Below are 13,772 nucleotides of genomic sequence, written 5' to 3' on the forward strand. Positions count from 1 at the left end.
GTGCGCTTAGCTGCCGGCGCGGGGTGCGGCCATGCGCGCGGCCACCTTGACGGCGTCAAGGCTGGGGCCGACGTCGTGTACGCGGACGGCCCAGGCGCCGCGGTAGGCGCTGATGGCTGTGATGGCGGCGGTGGCCCCGTCACGTTCCTCGGGGGCGGCGGACTTGCCGGCCACGGTGAGCAGGGTGCCGAGGAACCGCTTGCGGGACGCACCAACGAGGATCCGGTGGCCCAGGCCTTCCAGCTGGTCCAGGTGCTGCAGGAGCTCCCAGTTCTGGGCGTCGTTCTTGGCAAACCCCAGGCCCGGATCGATGATGATCTGTTCCTGGCTGACGCCTGCGGCGTAGAGCTTGTCCCGCACCCCGGCGAGCTCGGCTGCCACTTCCGCCGCCACGTCCTTGTATTCGGCCAGCGAGTTCATGGTGCGGGCGTCGCCGCGGCGGTGCGTAAGGATGTAAGGCGCTTTGGAGGAGGCCGCGAGCTCGGCCATTTCCGGTTCGACGGTGAGCCCGGAGACGTCGTTGATGATGGCGGCGCCGGCCTTCAGGGCGGCGGCGGCCGTGGAGGCATGGGTGGTGTCGATGCTGACCAGGGCGCCGGCCTTCACCAGCGCCTCGATGACGGGAACCACGCGCCGCTGTTCTTCCTCCGGGCTGACGTCCTCGGCGCCGGGCCGGGTGGATTCGCCTCCGACATCGATGATGTCCGCGCCCGCGTAGAACATGCGGAGCCCTGCCGCGATGGCGGTGTCCGCCGTGGGGTGGCTGCCGCCGTCGCTGAAGGAATCCGGAGTGACGTTCAGGATGCCCATCACCAGGGTGCGGCCGGTGGGCAGGTCTTCGAACCGGGCTGCCGGGCGCGGTTTGCGCAGGACGGGCAGTGGCGAGGTTGCGGGGCCGGTTCCCGGCGCTGCAGCTAGTGAATCCATGGTCTGTTGATTACCTTCCGAGGATGAGGCTCATGGCTTCGGCGCGGGTGGCCGGGTCATGAAGCTGCCCGCGGACCGCACTGGTGACGGTCTTCGCTCCGGGCTTGCGGATACCGCGCATGGACATGCACATGTGTTCGCATTCAACAACGACGATGGCGCCGCGCGGCTTGAGGTGGCGGACCATCGCTTCGACGATTTCAGTGGTGAGGCGCTCCTGCACCTGCGGGCGGCGGGCGTAGATGTCCACGAGCCGGGCCAGCTTGCTGAGGCCCGTCACCTTGCCCTCATGCGACGGGATGTAGCCCACATGGGCCACGCCGTGGAACGGCACCAGGTGGTGCTCACACGTGGAATAGAAGGGGATGTCCTTGACGAGGACCAGTTCCTCATGGTCCAGGTCAAAGGTGGTGGACAGGACGTCCGCGGGGTCGTGGTGCAGCCCGGCAAACACCTCGGCGTAGGCCTTGGCCACACGCCTGGGGGTGTCTACGAGGCCGCCGCGGTCCGGGTCCTCTCCAATGGCCAGGAGAATTTCACGGACAGCTGCCTCGATCCGGGGCCGGTCCACTTTGTTGTGCTTTGAGTGGTGGGCGCCGCCCTCCGCCGGGTAGCCGGCGGAGGCGGAAACGTCGTCGTCGTCGAAGTGGGTCACGTAAGAAAGCTTAGCCGCGAAGGGCGTCAGGCCCCGCGTCCGTTACCCCGCCCCGGAACGGTGCATCCTCGGGAACACCCTGCGGGTGCGGCGGCTGCGCGTCCAAAGGCTCGTCCAGGCGCGCCTTCTTGGCCTCTTCCTGGGCCTCGCGCTCCGCCCTTTCCTGGCGGGACTCCACGGGGCCCGCCATCTGGACCGGGCGGCTCTCCTTGGACAGCCACACCTCGCGGAAGTCGCGCTTGCGGATGTCCCTGAAGATATCGGCGATCTCGGCCTGGTTCAGCGTTTCGCGTTCCAGCAGTTCCAGGGCCAGCCGGTCCAGGACGTCCCGGTTCTCGGTGAGGATGGCGTAGGCCTCGTCATGGGCCTGGTCGATGAGGCGGCGCACTTCCTCATCCACCACGTAGGCGATCTGGTCCGAGTAGTTGCGCTCGTGGCCGGCATCGCGGCCCAGGAACGGTTCGCCGCCGCCCTGGCCCAGCCGGACAGCGCCAACCCGCTCGCTCATGCCGTATTCGGTGACCATCTTCCGTGCGGTGCCGGTGGCCTTTTCGATGTCATTGGACGCGCCGGTGGAGGGGTCGTGGAACACGATCTCCTCGGCTACACGGCCGCCCATGGCGTAGGCCATCTGGTCAAGCAGTTCGTTGCGGGTCACGGAGTACTTGTCGTTGTCCGGGACCACCATGGTGTAGCCCAGGGCGCGGCCACGGGGAAGGATGGTGATCTTGGTGACCGGGGCGGAGTTCCGCAGCGCGGCTGCCACGAGGGCGTGCCCGCCTTCGTGGTATGCGGTGATCTTCCGCTCGTGTTCCTTCATGACGCGGCTGCGCTTCTGCGGGCCGGCCATGACGCGGTCAATGGCTTCATCCAGCGCGCGGTCGTCGATGAGGTTCGCGTTGGAGCGGGCGGTGAGCAGCGCGGCTTCGTTCAGGACGTTGGCCAGGTCCGCGCCGGTGTAGCCGGGGGTCTTTTTGGCCACGGCCTTGAGGTCCACGCCCGGTGCCATCGGCTTGCCTTTGGCATGTACCTGCAGGATCTGGTCGCGGCCGATCATGTCCGGTGCGTCCACGCCGATCTGGCGGTCGAAGCGTCCCGGACGCAGCAGTGCGGGGTCCAGCACGTCGGGCCGGTTGGTGGCGGCGATGAGGATGACGTTGGTCTTGACGTCGAAGCCGTCCATCTCCACCAGCAGCTGGTTGAGGGTCTGCTCGCGTTCGTCGTTGCCCCCGCCGATGCCCGCGCCGCGGTGACGGCCCACGGCGTCGATCTCGTCGACGAAGATGATGGCCGGGGAGTTGGTTTTGGCCTGCTCGAAGAGGTCGCGGACGCGGGAGGCGCCCACGCCGACGAACATTTCCACGAAGTCGGAGCCGGAGATGGAGAAGAAGGGGACGCCGGCCTCACCCGCGACGGCGCGGGCCAGGAGGGTCTTGCCGGTACCGGGAGGGCCGTAGAGCAGCACGCCCTTGGGGATCTTGGCGCCAACGGCCTGGAACTTGGCGGGCTCCTGCAGGAATTCCTTGATTTCCTGGAGTTCCTCCACTGCCTCGTCGGATCCTGCGACGTCGGCGAACGTCACCTGCGGCATGTCCTTGCTGACCATCTTGGCCTTGGACTTGCCGAACTGCATGATCTTGGAGCCGCCGCCCTGCATGCGGGTCATGAGGAACCAGAACAGGGCGCCCAGGAGGATGACGGGAATCAGGAGGGAGAGCAGGCCGGAGAACCAGTTGCTCTCGATGGGCTGGTCCGTGTAGCCCTGGGCAGGCTTGGCGTCGGTTACCGCCTTGACCACGTCCTGCGCACGGGCGTCCACGAAGAAGAACTGGACGCTCTTGCCCTTGTCCTGCCCGTCAAGCTGCAGGTTGTCCTTCAAAGTCAGGTCCACGCGGTTTTCGCCGTCGAAGATCTTGGCCTGCTCCACCTGGTTTCCGGAGAGCAGTTCCAGGCCCTTGTCAGTGTCGATCCGTGCCGCACCGCCTGGGGCCAGCGTTGCAAAGGCCACCAGGAGCAGACCGACCACGACGACGATCCAGATGCCCGGGCCTTTGAAGAAGTTCTTAGCTTTCATCTGTTCGGGGGCTGGCCCCGTCCCTTCCGGTAGTGCTGCACGGCGAGTAGTCTGCGCGCGTGATGGTGCTGCGTCAGCTTCTAGCTATACACCGTCCGGAGTAGATCACGCATGATGGACGGCAAAAGTTCCCTGTGGGCGTAGTGGCGCCAGGGCGGCGGAGGACCTGCTCCAGGGGGCGTGGTGTCACCGGACTATTTCCGACGGCGGCGTGCCGGGGGCCTACTCGTAGACGTGCGGGGCCAGGGTGCCCACGAAGTCCAGGTTGCGGTACTTCTCCGCGTAGTCCAGGCCGTAGCCCACCACGAACTCGTTGGGGATGTCGTAGCCGACGTACTTGACGTCGATCTCCACCTTCGCGGCAGTGGGCTTGCGGAAAGCGGTGCAGATCTCCACGGAGGCGGTGCCGCGGGATTCCAGGTTGGTCTTGAGCCAGGACAGGGTGAGGCCGGAATCGATGATGTCCTCGACGATCAGCACGTCCTTGCCCATCAGGTCCGTGTCCAGGTCCTTCAGGATCCGGACCACTCCGGAGGACTGGGTGCCTGAGCCGTAGGAGGACACCGCCATCCAGTCCATGGAGATGTGGCTGTGCAGCGCCCGGGCCAGGTCCGCCATGACCATCACCGCACCCTTGAGCACGCCCACGATGAGGATTTCGCGGCCCTCATAGTCCTTGTCGATCTGCTCAGCCAGCTCCGTGATGCGCTGCTGGATCTGTTCCTTGGTGTAGAGAACGTGCTTGAGGTCTGCCTGGACGTCGTTTGAATCCACCAATGGCTCCTGTGTAGATGCGGGGTGCGACTATTTTGCGGGCGGTTTTTGAGGCCGGAATACTAGCTTCCCACAGCGGGCCGCTTCGCGGGGAACGGGGTTGGCGTTATCGGTTGCGGCCTGGCCGCTTACGGTTCCCGCCGCCTCCAGCTCCGCGAGGGACAGGCGGTAGGCGCTCACCCCGCCGGGCAGCTCCACCGGCCCGGCCGAGCCCTGCCGCCGCAACAGCGCCTCCGCCGCCAAAAGGCGCTGGTATCCGGGCTGCTGCCCGCCGACGTCGGCCGCCGCCTTGGCGATGACGCGGTACCTGATGGCCGGGGCGAGGGCGCGCAAGGCCTCCTCCGGGAGGCTCACTTCGGCGCCGTCCCGTTCAACGAGCGCCGAGAACGTGGTTTCCGCCACGTCCTCAAGGTAGTCGGCGTCCAGCTGGAGGATTGAAGCGGTCCGGGCGAGGGATTCGGCGACGCCGGGGCCCAGTTTTTCCTCAAGGTGAGGGAGCACTTCCACCCGGGTACGGGAACGCGCGAAGGCCGGGTCCGAGTTGGTGGGATCATGCCAGGGCTGCAGCTGCTCCACCTCGCAGATCTCCTCCGTATCCGCCCGGCGGAGCCCCAGGAACGGCCGCAGCAGGAGTCCCCGCTCCGGCCTCATGCCGGCAAGGGAGCGCGTGCCGGAGCCGCGGGCCAGGCCAAGGAGCACCTGTTCCGCCTGGTCGTCCAGCGTGTGGCCCAGCAGGATGGCTCCGGCGCCCTGGCCGGCGGCGGCGGCTTCAAGCGCTTCATGCCGGGCCTCCCGGGCCGCTGCCTCCGGACCCATGCCGGCCGTTGCCACCGTCACGGCACGGATCTCCACGGGCGCCAGCCCCAGGTCCCGCAGTGTCCGCGCGGTTTCCGCAGCCACGCCTGCGGACCCTTCCTGCAGCTGGTGGTCCACCACCACCGCTCCCACCGTGACCGGGTGGCCGTCCACGTGCCCGCGCCGGGCAAAGTAGGCGGCGACGGCGGCCAGCGCCAGGGAGTCCGGCCCGCCGCTGCAGGCCACCAGGACATGCCGCGGGTAACCCGCCTGCGCCAAGGCGTCCTGGAGCGCCTTACGCGCCTTGCCGACGACGGGCGCCAGCCTCCCGGGCCGTCGTCGTCCGCTCTGGAAGCCGCTCCTCCCGCCGGTGCTGTCGCCGCCCGGGCCGCCGGATGCTGCGTCAGGTGACTCGCTGCGAGGCAATCAGAGTCCCATCCGGTCAAGCCACAACTTGGCGTCGTGGATCTCCGGCTCGGTGGGCAGGTGGTCTGCGGACTCCCACACCTTGTTAAAGCCTTCCATGCCGGCCACATCCACCACGGCCCGCACAAACCTGGCGCCGTCCGAGTATTGGCGCATTTTGGCGTCCAGGCCAAGGAGGCTGCGGATGAACTTTTCGATCACGCCGCGGTCCTTGCCGCGGTCGTTGAACCGCTGCCGGATGGTCTTTACGGACGGGATGATGCTGGCGTCCACGGCATCCATCACCACGTTCGCGTGGCCTTCGAGGAGGCTCATCACGGCGGTGAGGTGGGAGATGGCCGCCTTTTCCTCCGGGTCCTGGAGGAGGTCCAGGATGGCACCGCGGCCGGGGGTGTTTCCGGAGGCGGTGCGGTCCTTGAGGGAGCGTGCGGCGGCGGTGGCCCGCTCCATCAGGGAGTCGACGTTGCCCAGCAGGTGAACGCTGAGTTCGTCGATCTGCTCAAGCATGTGGTGCCGCAGCCAGGGGGCGGCTGCGAACTGCACGCGGTGGGTCTGCTCGTGCAGGCACACCCAGAGGCGGAAATCCTCAGGGGCGACGTTGAGTTCGCGCTCCACGGCCACGATGTTCGGGGCAACAAGGAGGAGCCTGCCGCCGGCAGGGGCGGTGGAGCCTTCCGCGAGTGCGGCGAAGGGATCGTACTGCCCCAGGACCTTGCTGGCCAGGAATGCCAGGACGGCGCCGAGCTGGCTCCCGGTGATGGCCCCGCTGACGCTGGCGGCGCCGGGGCTCAGCGTGCCGCGCCGGCTTTCCAGCATCTTTTCCACGGCAGGCTTGAGCATCACCGCGAAGCTCTGCGTGTTTGCCTTGGCCCATGACGCCCGGTCCACCACCAGCACGGAGGAGTCCCGGAGGTCGCGTGCCGCCTCCAGCCCGGTGATCTGGTGGACGTGCTCAACGGACACATCCGCCAGGCGGCGCAGGCTGTCCACGGCCTCACCCATGGCGGCCTCGCTGAGCACGGGCCCGGCCGGGGCCAGGCGTGCGGCGGTGGAGGCGGCGAGGTCCCAGTTGATCAAGGACTGTGCCGTGGCGGACAACGTCTGGGTTGACGACTCGCGTGCAGTGGGCTCCATGGTTCCCATCAGAACACAGCATGCTGTGGATAGTCCTTAAGTTCGCTGACCGGCGAACCCTTCGGGGCACCCGGCCGGCCACGGACGCACTTGCACAGGCGATTCACAGGATGCGGAAAGCGCGCCGCGAATCCTACTTGCTGCTACCGGCAGCCGCAGCCTGCGAGCGCGGTGGCGGCGCGGTCCAGGGCTTCCTTGTTGCCCGCAGCCCCGGGGGTGAGCCCGTTGCCGATGAAGGAAAAGACCAGCAGCCTGCCGTCCGCGTCAACCACATAGCCGCTCAATGCGAGCACTGTGTTCAGCGTGCCGGTCTTGGCCCGCACCAGCCCGGCGCCGCCGGCAGTGGCGTCGCCGCCGTAGCGGGTGTCCAGGGTTCCGGTCAGGCCGGCCACCGGGAATCCGTCCAGAGCGGCCCGCAGCCTGGGGTCCGTGCCCGAGGTGATGGCCCGCACCGCCTCGGTAAACTGCCGGGCCGAGACCTGGTTGCCCATGGCCAGTCCACAGACGTCCACCAGCTTCAGGGCATCCGTGGCGAGGCCGGCTGCGGAGAGCTGCGCACGGACTGCCGCCGTGGCGCCGTCGTTGCTGCCGGGCAGCCCGTCCGCCAGTGCCGTGAGCCGGCCCAATGCTTCCGCCAGGTAGTTGTCAGAGTCCTGCAGCATCACGTCCACCTGTTCGGCCACGGTGGCGGACTGCACCTCCGCCAGCAGCCTCGGTTCACTGGAATCCTCCCCGGGAGCGGCCGTTGCCGCCGCGCGGGCTGCCGCGGCGCCTGCTCCCGCCGGCTGGGGTGAACGTTCGACGGCGGCTGCCACAGTGAGTCCCGCGGCGGCGCCTGCCGTCCGCAGCCGGGCCGCAAACTCCTCGGCGGCAGCCATGGCGGAGTCCTGCGGGCGTGCACCGGTGGTGACAGCGGGATCGTACCGGGCTGAGTTCAGGGCCAGGGGGAACAAGGGTGCCACTTCGCCGGCGGCCACATCCCCGCTGTCCCAGGCCGGGTTCAGCGCGGGTCCGGAGAAAAGGGAGTCGTCCACGAGGACCTTGAGCTCCCCCGCCGCGCCGTCAGCCTTCAGCGCCTCCACCGTGCCGGCAGCCAGGGATGCCAGGCCGGCGCGTCCCATTGCCCGTTCGGGGTTCGACTCGCCAGGCCCCAGGAGCACGTCCCCGCCGCCCACCAGCACCACCTGCCCGGGCACCGGCCCGGCAACAACAGTTGTGCTGAAACGGCGCCCGGGCCCCAGGGACCGCAGGGCGGCGACGGCAGTGAGCAGTTTCATGTTGGACGCCGGAACGCGGCCTTCCGATCCGCCGCGGTCAAACAGGACCTCGCCGGTCAGCGCATCCTGGACCAGCGCGGTGAACGTTCCGCCGCCGTCGGCCTTTAACAGCGGATCCAGCTGCGCCGTGACGGCGGCCCGGGCCGGGACGTCCGCCGAAGGGTCGAGTGTGGCCAGGCCCGGCCGGGCAGAGAGCGTGGCGGGAGCCTGCTGCCATGCGGGCGCGGGCGGAGCGGGGGCAGGGGCCTCGGGACCCAGGAAGCCGGGGGCCACCAGCAGGGCCGCCGGGACGGAAAGGGCAACCAGGAGGGCCGCCAGCAGGACCAGCAGCCAGGACCTCCGCAGCCCGGTGATGCCCCTCAGCGCTGCCTGCCGGACACGGCCGTACTGCCGGTCCGTGCCGATTGTCTTGGTCATGCTGGTGCCGGTCCTCAAGTCCTGAAATTTCCCCACAAGTTCCTGATTCCAGGGCCTCTCGCTATATCCTCAATAATAGTCGGCGGCACCGACAGTGCTTTTTGTTGCCCGTCAGAAGTGCCGCGAACCCCCTGCAATTGCCGAGGAGCATTCCATGAAGCATGACGTGACCATCGAGATCCCCAAGGGATCACGCGTCAAGTATGAAGTTGACCACGAGACCGGCCGCGTCCGCCTGGACCGCGTCCTCTTCACCTCCATGCAGTACCCCACGCACTACGGATACTTCGAGAACACCCTCGGCGAGGATGGCGACCCGTTGGATGCGCTGGTGCTGCTGCAGGACTTCGACCTGCACCCGGGCGTCATCGTTGAGTCCCGCCCCATCGGCGTCTTCAACATGACGGACGACGGCGGCGGAGACGCCAAGATCCTCTGCGTGCCGGTGGACGCCCGCTTCGACCACATCCAGGAGGTCAGCGACGTCAACGACTTCCTGATCAAGGAGATCGAGCACTTCTTCACCCGCTACAAGGACCTGGAGCCGGGCAAGTGGGTCAAGGCCGAGGGCTGGGGCGACCGCGCTGCCGCCGAGGCCGAGCTGGAAGCTTCCATCAAGCGTTACGTGCCCACCAAGCACTGATTTCCTGAAGCAACGCGGGGTCACTCCGCGCCGAATTCTTCGCCAGAATTGGGCCGGAAGTGACCCCGCGTTGTGGTTTAAGGTGAATTGGTGAGCTCAGCGCCAGTCTTCAACCCGCCCTGCGGTCCTGTCACCGGCTGGCGGGACGGGGACGTCGTCCGCGCAACCGGGATCCCTTACGCCACCGCCGGACGTTTCCAGCCTCCCGCCCCGGCGCCTGGCTGGACGGTTCCGTTTGCCGCCACCTCCCCCGCGCCCGCCTGCCCGCAGGGGCCGGTGCCGTTCCTCGATGACGTCCTGGGCACCCGCTACGGGGAGCTGCCGGGGAGCGAGGACTGCCAGAACCTCTCTATCACCATGCCCGCCGGCGTTGCCTCCGGCGAACAGCTCCCCGTGATGGTCTGGATCCACGGCGGCTCCTACACCACCGGTTCGGGCGACCTCGCCATCTTCGACCCCGCGGCGCTGGTGTCCGAGAACCGGGTGGTGGTGGTCTCTGTGACGTACCGCCTGGGGCTGTTCGGCTTCCTGGCGACCCGCACCGGCCGGCCGGGGAACCTGGGCCTCCTGGACCAGCTCGAGGCATTCCGGTGGGTGCAGCGGAACATTGCCGCGTTCGGCGGCGACCCGGGCCGGGTGACGGCCTTCGGCCAGTCGGCCGGAGGTGACGCGATCGCGCACCTCATGGCCACAGCCGAAGCACCGTCCCTCTTCCAGCGGGCCATCATCCAAAGCGCCCCGCTGGGAATCTCCCGCGGCAGGGCGAAAATGAACCATGCCATGGGCATCGTTGCCGAGGCCGTGGACGAGGACACCCCCGCCATGGACATCGTTGAGCGGGAGGACCACGTTGCCCAGGTAGCCCGGAAATTCGGCATGCTGGCCGCCATGCCTTTCGGAACCCAGTATGGCCACGCGCCGCTGCCGGCGGAGCCGGATATTGAAGCCGCCTGGAACCGCGCCGCGCCCGGCGTTGAGGTGCTGATCGGGCATACGTCCGAGGAAGCACGGCTGTTCCTGCCCCGCAGCCCCTACCTCAGCCGGCTGGCGCGCGTCCCGCTGGTGGGGTCTGCCGCCGTCCGCGCCATTGACTGGGTGGTCACCGAGACCGTCTATGCGAAGGCGGCGCGGAGGTTCGCCCGGCGCCATGCCCGGGCTGGCGGGAAGGCCCACCGCTACGTCCTGAGCTGGCATGCCCCGGGAAACATCTTCGGCGCTGCCCACACTGTTGACCTCCCGCTGCTTTTCGGCAACCGGAACACGTGGGACGGCGTGGGCCTGATTGCCGGCGCCAGCTGGGATGAGGTCAACGCGGCAGGACGCGAGCTGCGGGCGCTCTGGGCACGGTTCGCCCGCGGCGATGACCTCGGCAACCACGGCACCATCCCGGGAACGCTGCGCTACCGGGCAGCGTGAGGGTTCCGATGCGGACTTTAGGCGTCGACCTGGCCGCCGCCACCAGGAAAACCGCCGTGGCGGTCCTCGAATGGGGCAAGGATTCCGCCGGCCTGGTGCACCTGGCGCTGGATGTGGGCGACCAGGAGATCGTGGAACTGTTTGGCGGCGCCGCCATGACGGGGATCGACTGCCCGGTGGGGTGGCCTCGGGCCCTGATCCCGTTCCTCACGGGGCACCTTGCCTTCGACGCCGACCCCGTGCTTGCGCATGACGGCATCGAAGGCCGGCGGCTGCTTGCCTACCGTGACACGGACAGGTTCGTCACCCGCCGCACCGGACTGATCCCCCTCAGCGTCTCCGCGGACCGGCTGGCGCACCCGGCCATGCGGTGCGCGGTGATCCAGGCAAAGATCGCGGCGCTCCACGGCCCCCAGCCCAGGGACGGATCGGGACGCCTCGCGGAGGTCTATCCGGCTGCTTCCCTGAAACTGTGGGGACTGGTCGCCCGCGGCTACAAAGGACGGGGGACCCCGGAAACCGAGCGGCTTTCCATGCTCCTCGCGAACCTGCGGCAGCAGGCCCCCTGGCTGGACCTGGCCGGGCAGGAGGACAGGCTTGCAGCCTCGGACGACCTGTTCGACGCCGTCGTCGCATCCCTCACCGCCCGCGCGGCCGCCGTCGGGCTTACCGCGCCCCCTGACGGCGCGCACGCCGCAGCCGCCCTCGACGAGGGGTGGATCCACCTGCCCTCCTGCGGGCTGGCGGAACTCGTCAGCTAGCGGGACCCACGCCGCCAAGGGTCCAGTTGCGGATCTCCTCCGGGTCCTCCCCGTGCAGCCGGGTGTGTTCCCGGGCCCTCATCCGCCGGTCCTGGAGGTGCTGCCGGAGGAGGGAATGCCTCTCGGCCAGCCCGGGCACGCGGTCGATCGCGTCGATGGCCAGCTGGAACCGGTCGATCCCGTTCAGCATGGCCATGTCGAACGGCGTGGTGGTGGTCCCCTCTTCCTTGTAGCCGCGCACGTGCAGGCCGTCCTGGTTGGAGCGGCGGTAGGCAAGCCGGTGGATCAGCGCGGGGTAGCCGTGGTAGGCGAAGATGATGGGCTTGTCCGCCGTGAAGATCCCGTCGAAATCCCGGGCCGGAAGCCCGTGCGGGTGCTCGCTCACGTCCTGCAGCCGCATCAGGTCCACCACGTTGACCACCCGGACCTTCAGTCCGGGCGCGCCTTCCCGGAGCAGTTCGGCTGCCGCAACGGTCTCCACGGTGGGCACGTCACCCGCGCAGGCCATCACGACGTCGGGCTCCTCGCCGGGCACCTCGGACCCCGCGAACGCCCAGATCCCCAGCCCCCGGCGGCAGTGGTTGGCGGCGTCGGCGGGGCCCAGCCAGGTGGGCGAGGGCTGCTTTCCGCTGACCACAATGTTCACGTAGTCGGTGGAGGCCAGGCATTGGTCCATGACGTACAGCAGGGTGTTGGCGTCCGGCGGCAGGTATACCCGGATGACCTCCGCCTTCTTGTTCACGGCATGGTCAATAAAGCCCGGGTCCTGGTGCGAGAAGCCGTTGTGGTCCTGCTGCCACACGTGGGAGGACAGCAGGTAGTTCAGCGATGCCACCGGCTGGCGCCACGGCAGCTGCCGGTGCACCTTCAGCCACTTGGCATGCTGGTTGAACATGGAGTCGACGATGTGGATGAAGGCCTCGTAACAGTTGAAGACCCCGTGGCGTCCGGTCAGGAGGTACCCTTCCAGCCAACCCTGGCACAGGTGTTCGCTGAGCACCTCCATCACGCGGCCGGACCGCGCAAGGTGCTCGTCGGCGTCGTCAATCCTGTACTGCCATACTTTGTCCGTGACCTCGTAGACGTCCTGCAGCCGGTTGGAGGCGGTCTCGTCCGGGCCAAAGAGCCGGAACGTTTCCATGTTCCGCGAGATAACGTCCCGCATCCACGAGCCCAGCGTGACCATCGGGCTGACGCGCCCGGTCCCCGGCTCCGGGACCTCGACGGCGTAGTCCCGGTAGGCAGGCAGCCTTAGCGCCTTCCGCAGCAGTCCGCCGTTGGCGTGCGGTGTTGCGCTCATCCGGAAAGCGCCCGCGGGCGCGGCCTCGGCGACCTCGGGCCGGAGCCTGCCGTCGCCGTCGAACAGCTCCTCGGGGCGGTAGGACTGCAGCCACCCTTCCAGCTGCTTCAGGTGCTCCCCGTTGGTGCGGACTTCGGAGAGCGGGACCTGGTGGCTGCGCCACGTCCCCTCAACCTGCAGCCCGTCCACTACGCGCGGTCCGGTCCAGCCTTTCGGCGAGCGCAGCACGATCATGGGCCAGCGGGCAGCGGCATCCGCCCCGTCCTGTCCGGCCCGGGGAGACCGCCGTGAGTCCTGGATGGCGCGGATGCCGGCCATGCAGCGTTCCAGCGCATCCGCGAAGTCGCGGTGCGCCTGCTCCGTGTTGTCCGGGTCTTCCACTGTCACGAAGTAGGGCTCATGCCCGTAACCGCGCAGCAACTGCTGCAGCTGCTCTTCGGGCATCCGGGCCAGGATGGTGGGGTTGGCGATTTTGTACCCGTTCAGGTGCAGGATGGGCAGCACCGCGCCGTCAGTGGCCGGGTCCAGGAAGTTGTGGGAGTGCCAGCTGGCGGCCAGCGGGCCGGTTTCCGCTTCGCCGTCACCAATCACGACGGCGGTGACCAGCTGGGGGTTGTCAAGGACCGAGCCGTACGCGTGGGCGAGGGAATACCCGAGTTCGCCGCCCTCGCTGATGGAGCCGGGGCTTTCCGGTGCCGCGTGGCTGGGGATGCCGCCCGGGTAGGAAAACTGGCGGAAGAGTTCGGCCATGCCGTCGCCATCGTTGCCCACGTGGCCGTAGATCTCGGAGTAGGTGCCTTCCAGCCAGGCATTGGCGACGACGGCGGGGCCGCCGTGGCCGGGACCCGCCACAAAAAGCATCTCGGCGGAGTCGCGGCGGATGATGCGGTTGAGGTGGGCATAGACGAAGTTCAGCCCGGGGGTGGTGCCCCAGTGGCCCAGCAGCCGGGATTTGGTGTGTTCGGCCTGCAGCGGTTCGCGCAGGAGCGGGTTGGAGCGGAGATAGATCTGTCCGACGGAAAGGTAGTTGGCGGCGCGCCACCAGCGGTCCACAAGTTCAAGTTCGCCCTGCCCCATGCTGCCGGCCATAACCATCCTCACGTCGCGTTCGCCCACCCTTTGATCCGCCAGGTGCAGCCGTTCCCCCATCGCACCAGATGGGCCAGTCCGAGG

The 13,772-nt window shown here is 68.3% G+C and carries 11 protein-coding genes; 3 read left to right on the forward strand and 8 right to left on the reverse strand.

Annotation, left to right across the window (positions count from 1 at the left end):
• Positions 1 to 6 precede the first annotated feature (6 nt).
• The 7 genes from folP to dacB form a co-directional block, all read right to left on the reverse strand.
• The gene (gene folP, locus GK109_RS08560; RefSeq protein WP_157239753.1) at positions 7 to 927 is read right to left on the reverse strand and encodes a dihydropteroate synthase; all 921 of its coding nucleotides are present in this window, start codon (positions 925 to 927) and stop codon (positions 7 to 9) included.
• A 10-nt stretch (positions 928 to 937) separates the two neighbouring features.
• Positions 938 to 1,582 (reverse strand): GTP cyclohydrolase I FolE, encoded by a 645-nt coding sequence (folE, locus tag GK109_RS08565; protein ID WP_321215057.1) that lies wholly within the window; start codon positions 1,580 to 1,582, stop codon positions 938 to 940.
• Between the two features lie 10 nt (positions 1,583 to 1,592).
• The gene (gene ftsH, locus GK109_RS08570; RefSeq protein ID WP_157239757.1) at positions 1,593 to 3,656 is read right to left on the reverse strand and encodes an ATP-dependent zinc metalloprotease FtsH; all 2,064 of its coding nucleotides are present in this window, start codon (positions 3,654 to 3,656) and stop codon (positions 1,593 to 1,595) included.
• Between the two features lie 222 nt (positions 3,657 to 3,878).
• A complete protein-coding gene (gene hpt, locus GK109_RS08575) occupies positions 3,879 to 4,430 on the reverse strand; it encodes a hypoxanthine phosphoribosyltransferase (protein ID WP_104996440.1) in 552 nt (183 codons plus the stop codon).
• A 30-nt stretch (positions 4,431 to 4,460) separates the two neighbouring features.
• Complete coding sequence (tilS, locus tag GK109_RS08580) at positions 4,461 to 5,549, reverse strand: tRNA lysidine(34) synthetase TilS (protein ID WP_157242780.1); 1,089 nt, start codon at positions 5,547 to 5,549, stop codon at positions 4,461 to 4,463.
• A 102-nt stretch (positions 5,550 to 5,651) separates the two neighbouring features.
• On the reverse strand, positions 5,652 to 6,785 hold the full coding sequence (locus GK109_RS08585; RefSeq protein ID WP_157239761.1) for a zinc-dependent metalloprotease: 1,134 nt from the start codon (positions 6,783 to 6,785) through the stop codon (positions 5,652 to 5,654).
• Between the two features lie 143 nt (positions 6,786 to 6,928).
• Entirely contained in the window at positions 6,929 to 8,479 is a 1,551-nt protein-coding gene (gene dacB / locus GK109_RS08590) for a D-alanyl-D-alanine carboxypeptidase/D-alanyl-D-alanine-endopeptidase (protein ID WP_157239763.1), read from the reverse strand.
• Positions 8,480 to 8,633: 154 nt separating this feature from the next.
• Between dacB and GK109_RS08595 the strand changes: the two genes are divergently transcribed.
• The 3 genes from GK109_RS08595 to GK109_RS08605 all read left to right on the forward strand — a co-directional run bounded on the left by GK109_RS08595 (position 8,634) and on the right by GK109_RS08605 (position 11,299).
• Complete coding sequence (locus GK109_RS08595) at positions 8,634 to 9,122, forward strand: inorganic diphosphatase (RefSeq protein WP_157239765.1); 489 nt, start codon at positions 8,634 to 8,636, stop codon at positions 9,120 to 9,122.
• Between the two features lie 87 nt (positions 9,123 to 9,209).
• A complete protein-coding gene (locus GK109_RS08600; RefSeq protein WP_157239767.1) occupies positions 9,210 to 10,538 on the forward strand; it encodes a carboxylesterase family protein in 1,329 nt (442 codons plus the stop codon).
• An 8-nt stretch (positions 10,539 to 10,546) separates the two neighbouring features.
• Positions 10,547 to 11,299 (forward strand): DUF429 domain-containing protein, encoded by a 753-nt coding sequence (locus GK109_RS08605; RefSeq protein ID WP_157239769.1) that lies wholly within the window; start codon positions 10,547 to 10,549, stop codon positions 11,297 to 11,299.
• On the opposite strand, the gene GK109_RS08610 is transcribed toward GK109_RS08605, so the two are convergent.
• Entirely contained in the window at positions 11,292 to 13,688 is a 2,397-nt protein-coding gene (locus GK109_RS08610) for a phosphoketolase (RefSeq protein WP_157239771.1), read from the reverse strand. The two genes, GK109_RS08605 and GK109_RS08610, sit on opposite strands and share 8 nt — an antisense overlap.
• Positions 13,689 to 13,772: the final 84 nt, after the last annotated feature.

Origin of the sequence: Pseudarthrobacter sp. GA104 (assembly GCF_009741265.1) — a bacterium.
Lineage (GTDB): Bacteria > Actinomycetota > Actinomycetes > Actinomycetales > Micrococcaceae > Arthrobacter.

Bases quoted from the DNA above. Each gene is read 5' to 3' on its own strand.
- folP (WP_157239753.1), bottom strand. From the start codon at position 927: ATGGATTCACTAGCTGCAGCGCCGGGAACCGGCCCCGCAACCTCGCCA.
- ftsH (WP_157239757.1), bottom strand. From the start codon at position 3,656: ATGAAAGCTAAGAACTTCTTCAAAGGCCCGGGCATCTGGATCGTCGTC.
- GK109_RS08585 (WP_157239761.1), bottom strand. From the start codon at position 6,785: ATGGAGCCCACTGCACGCGAGTCGTCAACCCAGACGTTGTCCGCCACG.
- dacB (WP_157239763.1), bottom strand. From the start codon at position 8,479: ATGACCAAGACAATCGGCACGGACCGGCAGTACGGCCGTGTCCGGCAG.
- GK109_RS08595 (WP_157239765.1), top strand. From the start codon at position 8,634: ATGAAGCATGACGTGACCATCGAGATCCCCAAGGGATCACGCGTCAAG.
- GK109_RS08605 (WP_157239769.1), top strand. From the start codon at position 10,547: ATGCGGACTTTAGGCGTCGACCTGGCCGCCGCCACCAGGAAAACCGCC.
- GK109_RS08610 (WP_157239771.1), bottom strand. From the start codon at position 13,688: ATGGCCGGCAGCATGGGGCAGGGCGAACTTGAACTTGTGGACCGCTGG.